The organism is Cryobacterium levicorallinum (genome assembly GCF_004402405.1).
Taxonomy (GTDB): domain Bacteria; phylum Actinomycetota; class Actinomycetes; order Actinomycetales; family Microbacteriaceae; genus Cryobacterium; species Cryobacterium levicorallinum.
The window spans coordinates 22,668-37,648 of sequence record NZ_SOFE01000030.1 but is presented as its reverse complement, the minus strand read 5'-3'; the positions used below and the strand labels follow the sequence as shown (position 1 = coordinate 37,648).

The window sequence follows — 14,981 nt, the reverse complement described above, 5'->3', positions numbered from 1 at the left end:
TTTCAGACGGGGGGAGCACCATCAGCTTCGGCTGAGTGGTTCGCCCGATATCGCCGGTTCATTTCACCGAAAAGCGACAATCTGCCTCGGGTGCGAGTGCTTCTGGCTCTGCCGGCATTACTCGTGCTGGTGGGAATCGTGCTGGTGGCGCTCGGGATCAATGGATCTTCCTCGGGAGTCTTCCACGACCAGATCTCGTACGGGAGTGACCCTGACCTGATCGCCGGCCAGCCCCAGGCCACTCGATCCGACGAGTGGAACGTACAGACCGTGTGGGCGATCGCCCAAGTAGAGCAGGGCCTTCCACTCACCAATGAGACGTTTCCGGGCGGGATGGATGCCACCCTGCCTCAGGACCTCCCGCGCGTGGACTGGACCGTTGCCTTTCGCCCGCACCTATGGGGTTTCATGGTGATGGACGTGGACCACGCCATAGCCTTCAAATGGTGGCTGCCGGGATTGGCGCTCATCGCGGCTGCGTACGTGTTTCTTGTGTCGGTCATTCCCCGTCGTCCAATCGTTGTGGCCATGATTTCCGTCGGGTTTTTCTTTAGCCCGCTCTTCCAATGGTGGTATTTATCCACGACTCTTTGGCCCGCAGTGTGGGCTTTGACAAGCATGGCGGCCTTAGTTTGGGCGTTCAAGAGCTCATCGGTGGCATCACGATGGATCTGGGCAAGCATTGTCGGATATCTGACTGTTGTAATGGCGACGGGGATCTACGTTCCATTCATAGTGCCTGCCGTTCTGGTGGTCGTCTTCTTTGCCGTTGGTCAGCTCGTAGATCACCTTCGACAGAGGCCCTTCCGAGGTGGTGTTTTCAAGCGCATAGCTCCACTGCTGGCCGGGGGCCTCGTCGCATCCGCGGTTACCGGTCTCTGGCTGTATTCCAAGCGCACTGTTGTGGATGCGTTTCTTGGAACGGCCTACCCTGGAGACCGCTCGTCGCCGCCCGGAATGGGCGATCTGCCGAGTTTCATGTCAGCTGTCGGATCGTCGTTCACACAATCACTCAACGACCAGCGCGCGGGGCTTTTGGGCGCCAACTCTTCCGAGGCATCCACTTTTTTCTATATTGGGATCTTTCTGCTGCCAGTCGTCATTTGGATCATTGCCCGGGAGATGAAAGCAAAGAGGTCCGTACCGTGGACCCTGGTCGGCCTGATTCTCGTTGTGGTGCTGTTTCTTGCCTACCTTTTTCTCCCCGGCTGGGACGGTCTGTCGAAGCTCCTTCTGCTCGACAAAACAACCGGAAACCGTGTTCGCTTAGGCATGGGGCTGGCCTCAATCGGGCTGCTGGCTTACGTTGTCAGCTATCTGGACAAGTACCGGTTGCGGGCCGGTTGGTGGCTCGCAATTATTCCTGCGGGGTTGTTTCTAGCATCTCAATTGCTCATCGGATACGTGGCTCTTCGCGGGCTCCCCGCGATGTTGGAGACGGCGCAACTGTGGTGGGTTTGGGCCACCTTGTCCGCTGCATCAATTTTCTTCTTCGCCCGGCGACAGCCGCGGCTCGGTGCTGCGGCATTTCTCATCGTCACCGTAGCTGGGAGCGGACTCACCAACCCGGTGTACCGCGGCGTGCTCGACCTGCGCGAAACAGACGTCTCGCAGGCCATCAGGGCCATTGATGAAGCAAACCCGCAGACCTGGGTGGGGGTCGGTAGCGGGTTGACAACCGCAATGCTGCTTGAATCTGGTGTGCGCGCCTATAACGGTTTTCAAGGCGCGCCTTCACAGCAAATGTGGTCGGCTATCGACCCAGCGGATGCCTACGAGTTTGAATGGAACCGACTCGCCGGGGTGAGCTGGACGGCAGCGCCAGGGGAGCCAGTCGTATCCAATCCCGCGGCAGACCAAATCAGCGTTACGTTCGACGCATGCTCACAGTTCGCCCAGGAAAATATTCAATACGTGCTGTCGACAGACCAGCGGATTGACCAGGCCTGTTTGACCACAGAATCCGGCTTCAATCTGCCGAAAACTCAGATGTCGATCCTCAAGGTGGTGCCGAGAAGCTAGGGGTTCTGTGATGCCGCGCTCACCTTGAGGCCTAATATGTGACGGACGAGAATTCGCAGGCCGTCCGAGTTGCGTGCCGCTACCGCCTCGGGGATCCTGGTCATCGCATTAATCCGCGATGAAGCATGCGTGCGCGCCACCCGGGCGGCACGTCGCCAGCCTCGATTGGAAAATTCTCGTGTAAGACCCCGAAAAAACGCCTGCTCTTCGGCAAACCGGCTGCCCTCGGCTGCACGCCACGACGACACGCTGCCTGAGTGACGCCGATACTCGAATACCACTTGATCATCGACGACCAGTCGTGCACCCGCAAATGCTAGATCGATGGCGAGTGCGAGGTCTTGAACAACTTTGTAATTGGGGCGGAATCCGATACGACAAATAGCATCCCGCTGCCACGCTATGGCCGGGAAGTTCATCCAGTTGCCTCGGGTGAGGCTGAGCGCCATCCGCTCACCGGAAAGCTCGAGGGAACCGTGGAAGCGTGGGCGATATACCGCCTTCATTCGATCAACGAGGTTCATCGTGACATCGCCATTTTCGTCAATTACCCGCGTTCCCGGGTGGATGAAGGTGGCCTCGGGGTGCATGTCGATCAATTCTTTGATACGCGCAACGTAACCGGGGAGCATGACGTCGTCACAACCGAAAATCGTAAGCCAAGGAGCCTCAGCTAGGTCGATGGCGCTCTGAAAGTTTGCGTTGATGCCCACATTCACCGTGTGACGGACATACCGGATTCGCGGGTCTCCAAGCTCGACCAGCCACTGTCCGGGAGCCTCCTCGGGGTTGTGATCGTCAATGACCAACAACCTCCAGTCAGGGTCAGTCTGGGCGAGGATGCTGTCGACCGCGGCGCGAAAATGGTCCGCTCGGCCGTAGAAGGGCATCATGATGTCCAGTGTCACGTTGAGGCTCCTTTGTCGGGCGGCACACCGAATGGCTCGTGCCTGCACTGCTGCCGGGTAGCATTTGTAGGTGAATCGATCCGCACTCGCGTCCCAGGCCGCTGTCTCCACAGTAGGCGTACTTGTGCTGGGTCTGTCTCGCTTCGGATACTCCGTGCTGATCGGGCGCTTCATGGGGCCCGGCGATCTCGCGCACGTGTCGGCCTGGTTGGCTCTGGCGCTCATCCTGTCCCTGCTGTGGCCGACGGGAGCCGGGAACGCGGCATCACATTTTCTTGCACACGCGCGTTCGTTAGGTCACACCCCTGTCCATTCCATGCGACTCATCCTGCGAACATTCTGGATCTCGTGCGTCGTGATGCTTGCCATCGGGATACCCATAAGCATCCTGGCTTTGGGAGCGGGGCTTGCCGACGTCGTGATGATCGCTGCCCTGATCGTTTCCTATTCTGGGTACATCTTGGCGCGGGGAATTGAAGTGGGCCTCGGGCGAATTGAACGAGCAGCCATATGGGACGTCGTGGCGGCGCTTGCCACCATGACGTTGCTTGCTGTCGTGCTCTGGGCCGGACTGTCGTGGGCTCTTTTGTGGCCGATCACCATCGGTTATGCAATCTTCGGTATTCAGACCTGGCTGCGGGCGCAGCATGGACACGAGGGATTGCGACAAGAAAGTATTGTTGAACCGACGAGCATTTTGAAGCTGACGTCGTGGAATTCCCTGGGGCTGCTGGCTTCAAACGGTCTGATTCAATTTGCGATGGTCTACGTATTTATTGTTGAATCGCCGGTTAAGGCGGGCTTGTTCGCTGCGGCGATGTCGCTCGCGACTCCCGCCTCGATGCTGAGCCAGGCAGTCACTCAAGTTCTAATTCCCCGTTTCTCAGAATGGTTGGCAACGGATCCAGCTGGAACCCGCCGTCGATATGTTCTGGTCTTGGCGGGTATGGCGGCTGGACTTGCGGCTGTTTTTGGCGCGGTTGCCCTCGCGAGTCCCCTCATCGTGAACGTGGTCTTCGGAAGCCAATATGACGGCGCATCCACAATCATGTCCATGCTGTTGGCAGGTATTTTTGCATTCTCCATCGGGCTGGTCGCGACCGCGTACCTTCTCACCAGCAATCGTGTTGTCTCTGCCACGGTCTTCTCCATCACGGGACTGGCCGTTGGACTCGGAACTATGATCGTTGTTACGCCCCTGTGGACGGGAACTATCGCGGCCTCGATCGGCGTCACTGTCGGCTATACCGTGACTGCACTCGGGGTTGTGGTGGTGTCGCTCCTGCCCCAGAGAATGCCCACCCTGCGGGCGACGACTTATGATCCGATAGGCTGAAAAGCCGTCTTCGCAACACAAAAGGATGCAATGCTCGACACCAGCAGTATTGAACTCTCGATTGTCATGCCTTGCCTCAATGAGGCCGAGACTTTGGCAGTATGTATCGACAAAGCGATGGGGTACCTCAAGCGGTCCGGCGTTGTTGGTGAGGTTGTCATTGCTGACAATGGCAGCACCGATGGCTCGCAGCTGATCGCGGAAGAGCGCGGCGCTCGGGTCGTCGCGGTCGAAGCCAAGGGCTATGGCAGTGCGCTAATGGGGGGCATTACCGCGGCGTATGGCACCTACGTGATCATGGGCGACGCCGACGACAGCTACGATTTCGACAACTTGGAGCCGTTCGTTGAACGCCTGCGCGCGGGCGATGAACTCGTGATGGGTAACCGTTTTCGTGGGGGTATCGAGCCGGGAGCTATGCCGCCGCTACACAAGTACCTCGGTAACCCCGTTCTGTCCACGATCGGACGTATGCTGTTTCGTTCCGAGATTCGTGACTTCCACTGCGGGCTTCGAGGTTTCAATCGTGAGTCCATCCTGAGTCTGGGATTGGTCACGACCGGCATGGAATTCGCCAGCGAGGTCGTCGTCAAATCGACTTTGGGGGCGCTCCGCGTCAGTGAAGTTCCGACCACTCTCAAGAAGGACGGCCGGAGCCGCCCTCCTCACCTGCGCAGCTGGCACGACGGATGGCGCCACCTGCGTTTTCTGCTGATCTTCAGCCCCCGCTGGCTGTTCTTGATTCCGGGGACGGCCGCATTCGTGCTTGGTTTTGTCGGCGTGATGTTGCTGGGATTCGGCCCCGTCGTTGTTGGCCGGGTCGGCTTCACCTATTCGTCGCAGCTTTATCTCGCTGCGCTCACCGTGGTGGGCTACCAGTCGGTGCTGTTTGCCATTCTCACGAAGATCTATGCGCAGCGCGAAGGATTTCGCATCCCTCGCAGCCGCAACTTCGATCGCTTGCAGAAGCGCATTAGCCTCGAGAGTGGCGCTATCGTCGGCCTTTTGCTCTTTGTCGTCGGACTCGGCGTAGCTGTTGCTCAGCTCGTCGGTTGGGCCTCGAACGACTTCGGCCCCCTCGAGGCGGGTGCCACGCTCCGAGCGGCAATTCCGGCAGCATTGCTCATGATGCTTGGGGCGCAGACGATCATGGCCGGTATGTTCCTTGGTGTCTTGTCGGTTGGTGTGAAGCGTAGCTAATGGCCGCGCGTGTCTCAGTCGCATTGTGCACCTACAACGGCGCCGCCTATCTTGAAGAGCAACTGCTCAGCGTTTTGGGGCAATCGTTGCGACCCGACGAGATTGTGGTTTCCGACGACGGTTCGACGGACGAGACGTTGGACGTCGTTCAGCGAGTCATCTCAGCCGCGCCTGCCGTCGAGGTTCTTGTGCTGACGAACGCAACAGCCCTCGGGGTAACGGCTAACTTCGAGAAGGCCCTCGCGGCCTGCACGGGCGATCTCATCGCGCTCTGCGACCAGGACGACGTCTGGTGGCCCGACCGGGTGGAGCGCATGGTGGCCGAGTTCACCAGTCGACCGGCATTGCAGATGGTGCACGCCGACGCGCGGCTCGTTGATGCTGCCGGCGCTCCTCTGGGTCTCACCTTGCTGCAAACCTTGGGTGTGTCGGATGCCGACCGCGCGGCTGTGCACGCGGGGCACGCGACTGACGCTTATCTTCGCCGCAATATCGTTACCGGCGCAACGATGATGGTTCGGCGAGAGCTGGTCGAGCGCTCACGGCCGTTCCCCGCCGCGTGGGTGCACGATGAGTGGATGGCCATGGTCGCCGCAGCGACCGGTCTGGTCGACCTGCTCGAAGAGCCACTCACCGACTATCGGCAGCACGGAGGCAACCAGATCGGCGTGACCACGCTCGACGCCTCCGGCAAGCTCGGGCGGCTGCGGGCACCGCGCACGGCACGCAACGCGCGGCTGTTGGCGCGAGCCGCCGAGCTGCAGCGTCGGGCGGCGACGTTCGAGCCGGAGGCATCCGCTTCGGTGTTGGCGCTGATTGATGCGAAGCTCGCGCACGAGACGCGGCGCAGCGCGCTGCCGGTGGCGCGGTTGCTGCGGGTTGGGCCGATTGTGCGCGGATGGAGGTCGGGGGACTACTCCCGGTTCGGTCTGGGGCTACAGGATGTGCTGCGGGATCTTGTGCAGCCGGTCTGACGTACCTTCGGCCCAAACTTCGAACGCTGTGACGTAGCGCCTAGTCGGTGCTGCGCCCGGGGGTGCGTACGCGCAGGCCGACGGCGTCGGCTGCCGTCTGCTGTCGAGCATCGTACGTGATGAACTCGTTCGCTCCCGCTTGAAGCGCCGCGGCGATGTGGAGGGCGTCCAGGCTCCGCAAGCTGGCGCCGCTGAGGAGTCCGGCTTCGCGAAAGACGCTGCGGTTCATGTCCATCAGGGCTAACCGTGAGAGCACGTCAGTGACCGCGGTCTGCGGGATTCCTGTTCGCGTGGCTATGCGCCGTAATTCGGTTTCCACGAGAAAGGCCGAGACCAGATCGGCGTCCCCGCCGGCGACCCTGTCGTCCAGGTGCTTCCGGAGAGCACTGCTCTCTGCCTCGTCTCCGAGCAACTTTGCGACGGCAGAGGTATCCAGGTAGGTAATCAACGCTCGGCGCGCAGCTCTTCCAGAGCGGACTCGGTGCTCACTGCAATCTTGAAGAGCGGCAGGGCTGAAAACCCGCCGCGGATCAGTGGCGGGCGGTGTCGAATCCCGCCGAGCGGCACTACGGGCGGTGGGGACAGTACGGCGACGACCTCGCCGTGATTGGTGACCTGGAGAGTCTCGCCATCCCGGACGGCCCGGAGCACCTCGGCACTGTTGTTGCGTAAATCGCGATGAGCGATTGTTCTCATGCCGTCACTGTAGCAGGCGTAGCAGTTGGGACCAAGGGGTGGAGCTGCCGAATCGATCGCGTTACGGGGCGTCGGGGTGCGGTTTGTGCGGCAGGGCGCTGCGCCAGCTCAGGCTCTGCGCGGCCTTGACCGAACAGATCACCAGCAGCAGCCAGCCGAACTCGAACAGAATCGTGCTCTCCGCCGCGCTGCTCACTAGCAGGGTGACGAGTATGAGCGGCGCCCAGACGTAGACCAGCGAGCGCTTGTTCGAGGCGAGCAGCCAGGAGCGCACAAAGGCCAGCAGTACCAGGGCGAGAAAAGCGAGAAAGCCGATCAATCCAACCTGAAAGTACACGTCCAGGTAGGCGTTGAGGCCGGTCTGGTGCATCCGTCCGGTGGTGAATTCGAGCCAGCCGTAGGGTGTGACGTCTTGCGGCCAGAATCCGGCCCAGCCCCAGCCCTCAAGCGGATGCAGCTCCACCAGCCTCCACATCTCCCTCCAGAGCGAGGACCGCGCTTCGAACTCGCTGCCCGCGTTGAGGGTATCGATGATGGCCGTGCGACCGAGCCAGGCCGCGCCGGCGGCGACGAGGGCCGCGCTCAGGAGGCCGAGCTGCAGCATCCGTCTGCCGGCAACGGGGGTGCGACGCAACCGGTAGAGCGCTAGCGCTGCGACGGTGACACAGATCGCGACGACGACCACGACGGGGGAGCGGGTGAGTACCAGGCAGATGCCGGCCAGCCACATCGAGCCGAGGCCGAGGCTGCGCGGAATCGACCGGGCGCGCAGCTCGACGTAGAAGGTGACGGCGGCGATGAGCGCGATGAGTCCGAAGACGTTGCGGGAGCCGAAGATGCCCTGGATCGGGCCGAGCTGGTCGATATCGCCGACCACGTCGAGAAAGGCGATCGGCAGGTCGAGCAGCAGGCCGGAGAGCACTTCGAGCACGATTGAGAGGCCGAGCAGCACGCGCAGCACGTCGCCGGTGGCGCGCACCACCTGAAAGGTGTCGCGCACGAGGGCCACGTAGATGGCGAGGAATCCGACGGTGACCTGGTAGCTGACGCCGATGATGGTCGAGGCTGTGTAGCCGCTCCACACACTGGACAGCGCGCACCAGGCCACGAATACGATGATCGAGATGGGCAGCAGGCCGTGCCACTCCACGATGGGGCGGCGGGCGAGCAGGGAGAGCACGGCGAGAACGACCAGGCCGCCGAGAATGCCGATGAGCCCGGCCCAGCCCATGACACTGCGCAGCAGATGGGTGCTGAACGCGGTCGCCAGAATAATGAGCGTGAGTGCGGCCGCGAATTTCGGCGACGCGAACACCCGGCGCAGGTCCTCAGGCAGGGTGGTCATCCTTTAATTTACCGCGCGCAGGTCACGGCATCGGCCTGGGCGCGTGCTGCTGCCGTTTGGTGACGACGGCGAGCACGATGAGAATCACCCAGCCGCTCTCGATCAGCAGCCGGCTCTCGGCCACGCTCTGCGCAATCAGCGCGGCGAGCAGCAGCAGGGGCAGCAGCGCGGAGACGGCGAACGGTTCGGTGTCCTCGATGCCGAGGCGCGGCCGGTCGACGGCGAGAAACCAGGCCCGCCACAGGGTCGAGAAGACCAGGGCGGCGAACAGAATCACGCCGACGATGCCGAGCTGCAGCCACACGTCGAGCCAGGCGTTATGCGCCTGCAGGTAGGTGACGCCCTTGCGCACGGCGAGGTCGTTGAACGGTTCGACCCACGGCACCCAATAGCTCACCCAGCCCCAGCCGAAGACGGGGCGTTCCTGGGCGAGATTGGTGACGCTGGCCCAGATGTCGAAGCGACCGGTGAGATCCTCGCTGCGGCCGAGCAGCCCGAACAGCTGCGACGAGAACAGCGCGAGGGCCGCTGCCACCGCCAGAACGGATGCCGCGGCCACGAGATACAGCGGCCGCCGGTGCTGGTCGTGTAGTCGTCGGGCCCAGAGCGCGAACAACAGGGCTGCGACGACCGCGACCAGCGAGACGGTGACCGTGGCGGAGCGGGTGAGCAGCAGCATCCCGACGGCCAGGCCCAGCCAGACCAGGCCGGCGCCGCGCTTGACGAGGCGGGCTCTCAGTTGCACGATGAAGACGATGATGGCTGTTAGCGCGATGAATCCGAGCAGGTTGCGGTTGGCGACGATGCCCTCGATGGGGCCGCCGGCGAGCAGCAGGCCCTGTGACCAGTAGAAAGCGTCGGGAACCTTGGCGTTGCCGTAGTCAACGAAGAACGGCAGTACCGGATTTCGGATGACGACGGCGACGAAAAGCTCGAATACGAGGCTCAGCGCGAGTATCCAGCGCAGGGCGCCGGCCAGGGTACGCAGCAGCTCCGGCCAGGTGAGGGTCACGGCCAGGAACAGGGCGGCGAGGGTCGTGATGAGTTGCAGCGTGATTCCCAGAGCGGATGCCCCCGGGTAATACGACCACGCGATCGACAGGGTGGCCAGCAGCAGGAACGCGGTGATGGTCTTCGGAAACTTGCGCCAGTTCAGCGCGGGGGCGAGGGCGGCCTGGTAGGTGTTTCCGCGGGCGATGTCGCGGTCGGTGGGGGTGTCGTCCTGGGCCGGTGTGGGCGCTGCGGTCGTTGAAACCGCGGCTGCGCCGTCGGCATGTACCGGGACCGAGGCTTCCGTGTCAGCGTGCGAGGAGACTGCGGACGCGTTTGCGGGGGCTGCGTTTAGGCGGGTGGCTGTGGCTGTGGCTGTGGCTGTGGCTGTGGCTGTGGCTGTGGCTGCGTTGGCGGTTGCCCGGCGTCGGGCGTTGTGGCGCTGGGTGCTCAGGCCGATCACGCTGCCGATGACCACGATCACGGCGATGGCGCCGAAGCCCCACCAGCCGCCGAGGTTGCGCCAGAACTGGCCGGCCAGAACGGTGAACCAGACGAAGGTCGCGAAGAGTCGAATGACGAGGCGACTCTGCACGGCGGACATGGCTTCAGATTACCGGTGTTGTTCTCACCCCTATCGCGAGAGCGCAAAAAGTGCCCGATTGGAGGGCTCAATCGGGCACTTTTTGCGCTCTCGCGGGACAACTAGTCGGCGTGGCCCTCGGCGAGGTAGGCGAGGCGGCGCAGGGTCTCCGAGTTGCGGTAGCGGATGGCCAGATCGCTCAGGGTGGTGGGAACCAGGCGTGCCGGGCCGGCGACGACGTCTTCGGTCATGCGCACGAGGCATCCGTTTGGGTGATCTTGAATGTCGAAAGACACGTGGGCCTCGCCAATCGGCCAGCCGCGGGCCTGCAGCAGGGCGTGGCGGGGCGCCTGCCATTCGAGTACGGATGTGCTGTCGTCGAGCAGGGCCGGCCAGACTCCGACCGAGTGGTGCAGACGGCTGCCGACCGCGGGCCAGATCGTGTCGACGTCGCGCATGCGGCTCGCGCCGACGACCCAGGTGGGGTAGAGCCATCCGTTGTGCAGCACCGCGAAGACCTGCTCGGGAGTGCAGCGGAATTTTCGATAGTTCACAGCCATCGGGTCTCCTTCGGTTTGTCGCGAGAGCGCAAAAAGTGCCCGATTGGAGTGCCCAATCGGGCACTTTTTGCGCTCTCGCGGGTTGTTAGGGGGAGAGGTCGGGGGGCGTCGTGATGTTGTACTCGTGGCGGAGGGCGCTGAGGGCGGCGCGGTAGCCGCACATTCCGTGCACGCCGGGGCCGGGCGATGTCGACGACGAGCAGAGGTAGACGCCGGGCAACGGGGTCTGCCACGGATCGCCCGAGAGCACCGGACGACGCAGCAGCTGCGCGAGGCTGATCGCGCCGGCCGCGATGTCACCGCCGACATGGTTGGGATTGTGGTTCTGCATCTGCGCGGCGGTCTGCCCGGCCGAGGCGAGAATGACATCGCGAAAGCCGGGGGCGAAGCGCTCGATCTGCCGGGTGATCTGCTCGGTCTGGTCGCGGGTCGAGCCAGCCGGCACGTGTGTGTAGGCCCAGAGCACGTGCTTGCCGGCGGGAGCGCGGGTGGCGTCGAGGATGCTCGGCTGCGCGGCGAGCACGTAGGGGGAGTCGGCGTGCCGGCCGCGGGCGACGGCGTTTTCGGCGCGGGCCTGGTCGGCGCGGGTGCCGCCGACGTGCAGGGTCGGCGCTCGCCGCAGGTCCGCGGCGGTCCAGGGCACCGGTTCGGAGAGCGCGAAATCCACCTTGGCGACGGCGTTTCCGTAGCGAAACCGTGTCATGGCGGCCGCGTAGCGGTCGGGCAGGGCGCCGGCGGCGAGGCCTACGAGGGCGCGGGGGGTCACGTCGAGCAGCATCACGCGTGCCGGCGGCAGCTCTCGGAGACTTACGATGTCGGCATCCGTTATTATTTCGCCGCCGTGCGCGAGCAGGTCGTCGGCGAGGGCCCGCACGATGGCACCGCTGCCGCCGGTAGGAATCGGCCAGCCGCCGGCGTGCGCGTGCGCCGCGAGCGTCAGCCCGGCGCCGGCGGTCGACGGGCTCGGCAGCCGCCCGATCGAGTGCGCAAACGTGCCGGTGAGCAGCGCCGGGGCGGTTTCCCCGGTGAAACGCCAGTTCCAAACCGGACTGCCCTGCTCCAGCGTGCGCAGCCCGAAGCGGGCCAGCGTGAGCGGATGCCGCGGCACGCGCAACAGCGCATCCCCGGTCAGCTCGGCGATGGCTCCGATCTGGTCGACGAGCGGCCCGAGCAGGTTCAGCCAGGCCGGGCCGTCACTGCCGAGGCCGGCGGCGGTGCGTTCGATGTCGTGCCAGGACACGCCGGCCCGGCCGCCGGGCAGCGGATGCCCGTAGGAGATCTCCGGAACCCTGAGCTCGATGCGATCCTTGAGGCCGAACTTTTGAAAGAACTCGGAGGCCAGCGCGAGCGGGTGCACGGCGCTCCCCACATCGTGGTGAAACCCGGGCAGGGTGAGCTCGGCGGTGGCCGCCCCGCCGCCGATCTGAGGATTGCGCTCGTAGACCCGCACTTTGAGCCCGGCGCGGGCGAGCGTGACCGCCCCGGCGAGTCCGTTCGGGCCGGATCCGACGACGATCGCGTCGAGCTCCTGGTCGGTCGTCACGCCGGTCCGTGCTCGTCAAGTGTCATTCCGACACCGTAGCCCGAGTCGGGCGGACGCACACCCTGCGCGGGCATCCGCTCGCGTAGCCAACGCCGGTAAATTTGCGACACGCTGTCTCAAACGGATTGCGGTGACCCGGCGTGTTGCAAAATTCACCGGCATTACGGACGGCGCGACTCAGACGAAGGCAGCCTGGCCCGTGATGATGCGACCCACGATGAGCGTGTTCATCTCCTGGGTGCCCTCGTAGGAGTAGATGGCCTCGGCGTCGGCGAAATGGCGGGCCACGTTGTATTCGAGGGTGACTCCGTTGCCGCCGAACAGCTCCCGGCACCAGGCCACGGTCTCGCGCATACGGCTGGTCGTGTAGGCCTTGGTCAATGCGGAGTGCTCGTCGCGCTGCACGCCCTGATCCTGCAGCTGCGACACCCGCACCACCATGCCGAGGCTGGCGGTGATGTTGCCGAGGCTCTTCACCAGCAGGTCCTGCACGAGTTGGTGCCCGCCGATGGCCTTGCCGAACTGCACACGTTCGTGTGCGTAGGCGACGGCCGCGTCGTAGGCGCCGATGGCATTGCCGACGGCCGCCCAGGACACCTCGGCGCGGGTGGCCCGCAGCACCTTCGCGGTGTCCTTGAACGAGTTGGCGTTCTGCAGGCGCAGGCTTTCGGGAACGATCACGTCGGTCAGCACGATGTCGGCGTTCTGTACCGCGCGCAGGCTGATCTTGCCCTCGATTTTGGTGGCCGTGTATCCGGCGGTGTCGGTAGGAACGATGAAGCCCTTCACCTGATTGTCGGCCGTGTCCTTGGCCCAGATGATGGTCACGTCGCTGAAGGTGGCGTTGCCGATCCAGCGTTTGGCGCCGTTCAGGGTCCAGCTGTCGCCGTTGCGCGTCGCGGTGGTGCGGAGGCCCTGCGCTGCGTCGGAGCCGCTCAACGGCTCGGTCAGCCCGAACGCCCCGACGATCTCGCCGGAGGCCAGGCGCGGAATCCACTCGGCGCGTTGCTCGTCCGAGCCGCACGCTTCAAGGGTGCCGGCGGCGAGACCGTTCTGCACACCGACGAAGGTGGCGACGGATGCATCCACTCGCGCCAGTTCCAGCGCCACGAATCCCCGGAACACCGCCGAATTCTCAAACGGTTTCGTCGATTCCCAGCCGAAGGAGTACATGCCGAGCTCGGCGAGGGGCTTGATGACCTGGGTGGGAAATTCGGCGCGATCCCAGCATCCGTTTGCGATCGGCCGCACCTCCTTTTCGAGGTAGGCGCGCAGCTTGATGATCGCGGCTTGCTCGGGCTCGGTGAGCAGGTTTTCGTAACCGAAGAAGTCGCTGCCGAGTAGTTCAAAGGTCATGGTTGCTCCGTTGAATAGACTGCGGCCGACAGGCGACCGGTGAATTGCCGCCAGCCTAGGGGGCTTGTCTGAGCGCCCCAACCCGGTTGGTAGTTTGGTCTAAACAGTTGTAGAAGGAGCCGAACATGTTTGTGGGCATCACCAATACCCCGCGCAATTACGCCTGGGGTTCCACTCGCGCCATCGCCGACCTGCTCGGCCGCACGCCGTCGGGCGGGCCGGAGGCCGAACTGTGGTTGGGAGCCCATGCCGGGTCGCCGTCGGTGATCGAGGATCCGGCCCTGGTCGGCGGGTGTGACACCCTCGCCGAGTGGATTGCGGCGGCACCGGAGGTAGCACTCGGCGCTGATTGGGCCAGTCGAGAAGCGGATGCGGCCCCACGCCTCCCCTTTCTGCTCAAGATTCTCGCGGCCGGTCGCCCGCTGTCGCTGCAGGCGCACCCGACGAGCGCGCAGGCCCGCGCCGGGTTCGAGCTCGAGAACGAGGCGGGTGTGGCCATCGACGCCGGCAATCGCAATTACCGCGACCCGTTCCACAAGCCCGAGCTGCTCGTTGCGCTCAGCGACACCTTCGAAGCGCTCTGCGGTTTTCGGCCGCTCGCCGAGGTGCGCGGCATCATCGCCGAGTTGAGGCTGCTCGATCTCGCGACCGATGATTCGCAGGCCGCGATCATCGACCTGCTCGAGAGCCACCTGACCCGGGGCCTGCCCGACACCGTCGACTGGCTGCTGCGCGACGGTCGCGGCGGAGACTCTGGCGAGGTGGAATGGCTGGTCGAACGGGTCGTGGCGCTCGCCGAACACGCCCAGTTTCTGGCTGAGGGGGGAGCGGCCATCGGCTATGCCCGCGAACTGGCGGCGGTACGTGTGCTCGCTGCCGAGTACCCCGGTGACCCCGGAATCGTGCTCGCCCTGCTGCTGAACCGGGTCTCCCTGCAGCGCGGCGAGGCGATGTATCTGCCGGCCGGCAACATCCACGCGTATCTGTCCGGGCTGGGCGTCGAACTCATGGCCGCCTCCGACAACGTGTTGCGTGGTGGGCTGACCGCCAAGCACATCGACATCGAGGAGCTGCTCGCGGTACTCGACTTCTCTCCGGCTCCCTCGCCCTACCTCGCGCCGATCGTTCTCGGCGATGGTGTCTCGCTGTATCGTCCGGACGTGCCCGACTTCGAACTCGTGCACATTGAAGCGGATGCCGATGCTGCGTCGTCGTCGCCCGTTACGATGCGACAGATCACCCTCACCGGTCCGGCGATTGCCATCTGCACGGCTGGCGGGTTTCTGGTGGCCGGGGCCGCGTCGTCGCGGCCGCTGAAGCGCGGCCAGGCTGTCTATGTCACGCCCGACGAGGGCACGCTGACCTTCGCTGGAACTGGCGAGGTGTTTCTGGCGACGACGGGCGCGTAAGCCGGGTTTCGCAGGCAGTCAAGCATTGGTCGATTGCGGTCTCGACAAGCTCGACCAGC

General features: G+C 64.1%; 13 protein-coding genes. 5 read left to right on the top strand and 8 right to left on the bottom strand.

Annotation, left to right across the window (positions count from 1 at the left end; translation table 11 throughout):
• The first annotated feature begins 90 nt into the window (after positions 1-90).
• A complete protein-coding gene (locus E3O11_RS16545) occupies positions 91-2,022 on the top strand; it encodes a DUF7657 domain-containing protein (RefSeq protein WP_139226685.1) in 1,932 nt (643 codons plus the stop codon).
• Here E3O11_RS16545 and E3O11_RS16540 read toward each other — a convergent pair.
• The gene (locus E3O11_RS16540; RefSeq protein WP_092452594.1) at positions 2,019-2,930 is read right to left on the bottom strand and encodes a glycosyltransferase family 2 protein; all 912 of its coding nucleotides are present in this window, start codon (positions 2,928-2,930) and stop codon (positions 2,019-2,021) included. The genes E3O11_RS16545 and E3O11_RS16540 overlap by 4 nt on opposite strands.
• 70 nt (positions 2,931-3,000) lie before the next feature.
• On the opposite strand from E3O11_RS16540, the gene E3O11_RS16535 reads away from it, so the two are divergent.
• From E3O11_RS16535 to E3O11_RS16525, 3 genes are read left to right on the top strand one after another with little or no spacing between them, the layout of a single operon-like run.
• Positions 3,001-4,266, top strand: coding sequence for a lipopolysaccharide biosynthesis protein (locus tag E3O11_RS16535; RefSeq protein ID WP_134495659.1), 1,266 nt, complete (start codon positions 3,001-3,003; stop codon positions 4,264-4,266).
• 30 nt (positions 4,267-4,296) lie between these two features.
• Positions 4,297-5,466, top strand: coding sequence for a glycosyltransferase family 2 protein (locus E3O11_RS16530; protein WP_092452600.1), 1,170 nt, complete (start codon positions 4,297-4,299; stop codon positions 5,464-5,466).
• Positions 5,466-6,440, top strand: coding sequence for a glycosyltransferase family 2 protein (locus E3O11_RS16525; protein ID WP_092452603.1), 975 nt, complete (start codon positions 5,466-5,468; stop codon positions 6,438-6,440). The genes E3O11_RS16530 and E3O11_RS16525 overlap by 1 nt, the downstream gene beginning before the upstream one ends.
• A gap of 40 nt (positions 6,441-6,480) precedes the next feature.
• On the opposite strand, the gene E3O11_RS16520 is transcribed toward E3O11_RS16525, so the two are convergent.
• The 7 genes from E3O11_RS16520 to E3O11_RS16490 form a co-directional block, all read right to left on the bottom strand.
• A complete protein-coding gene (locus tag E3O11_RS16520) occupies positions 6,481-6,888 on the bottom strand; it encodes a type II toxin-antitoxin system VapC family toxin (RefSeq protein WP_092452606.1) in 408 nt (135 codons plus the stop codon).
• The gene (locus E3O11_RS16515) at positions 6,885-7,136 is read right to left on the bottom strand and encodes a type II toxin-antitoxin system Phd/YefM family antitoxin (RefSeq protein ID WP_092452609.1); all 252 of its coding nucleotides are present in this window, start codon (positions 7,134-7,136) and stop codon (positions 6,885-6,887) included. Before E3O11_RS16515 ends, E3O11_RS16520 begins: the two co-directional genes overlap by 4 nt.
• 61 nt (positions 7,137-7,197) lie before the next feature.
• On the bottom strand, positions 7,198-8,481 hold the full coding sequence (locus E3O11_RS16510; protein ID WP_092452612.1) for an O-antigen ligase family protein: 1,284 nt from the start codon (positions 8,479-8,481) through the stop codon (positions 7,198-7,200).
• A gap of 22 nt (positions 8,482-8,503) precedes the next feature.
• Positions 8,504-10,075: an O-antigen ligase family protein gene (locus E3O11_RS16505; protein WP_198415615.1), complete on the bottom strand. Its 1,572-nt coding sequence runs from the start codon at positions 10,073-10,075 to the stop codon at positions 8,504-8,506.
• 101 nt (positions 10,076-10,176) lie between these two features.
• Entirely contained in the window at positions 10,177-10,614 is a 438-nt protein-coding gene (locus E3O11_RS16500) for an SRPBCC family protein (RefSeq protein ID WP_092452615.1), read from the bottom strand.
• A gap of 85 nt (positions 10,615-10,699) precedes the next feature.
• Positions 10,700-12,157, bottom strand: a complete 1,458-nt coding sequence (locus E3O11_RS16495; RefSeq protein ID WP_092452618.1) for a phytoene desaturase family protein — start codon at positions 12,155-12,157, stop codon at positions 10,700-10,702.
• Between the two features lie 177 nt (positions 12,158-12,334).
• Complete coding sequence (locus tag E3O11_RS16490; protein WP_092452621.1) at positions 12,335-13,513, bottom strand: acyl-CoA dehydrogenase family protein; 1,179 nt, start codon at positions 13,511-13,513, stop codon at positions 12,335-12,337.
• Between the two features lie 125 nt (positions 13,514-13,638).
• Between E3O11_RS16490 and manA the strand changes: the two genes are divergently transcribed.
• On the top strand, positions 13,639-14,922 hold the full coding sequence (gene manA, locus E3O11_RS16485) for a mannose-6-phosphate isomerase, class I (RefSeq protein WP_092452625.1): 1,284 nt from the start codon (positions 13,639-13,641) through the stop codon (positions 14,920-14,922).
• Positions 14,923-14,981 lie beyond the last annotated feature (59 nt).

Coding starts and splice junctions, on each gene's coding strand:
- E3O11_RS16530 (WP_092452600.1), top strand. CDS start 4,297: ATGCTCGACACCAGCAGTATTGAACTCTCGATTGTCATGCCTTGCCTC.
- E3O11_RS16525 (WP_092452603.1), top strand. CDS start 5,466: ATGGCCGCGCGTGTCTCAGTCGCATTGTGCACCTACAACGGCGCCGCC.
- E3O11_RS16515 (WP_092452609.1), bottom strand. CDS start 7,136: ATGAGAACAATCGCTCATCGCGATTTACGCAACAACAGTGCCGAGGTG.
- E3O11_RS16510 (WP_092452612.1), bottom strand. CDS start 8,481: ATGACCACCCTGCCTGAGGACCTGCGCCGGGTGTTCGCGTCGCCGAAA.
- E3O11_RS16505 (WP_198415615.1), bottom strand. CDS start 10,075: ATGTCCGCCGTGCAGAGTCGCCTCGTCATTCGACTCTTCGCGACCTTC.
- E3O11_RS16500 (WP_092452615.1), bottom strand. CDS start 10,614: ATGGCTGTGAACTATCGAAAATTCCGCTGCACTCCCGAGCAGGTCTTC.
- E3O11_RS16490 (WP_092452621.1), bottom strand. CDS start 13,513: ATGACCTTTGAACTACTCGGCAGCGACTTCTTCGGTTACGAAAACCTG.
- manA (WP_092452625.1), top strand. CDS start 13,639: ATGTTTGTGGGCATCACCAATACCCCGCGCAATTACGCCTGGGGTTCC.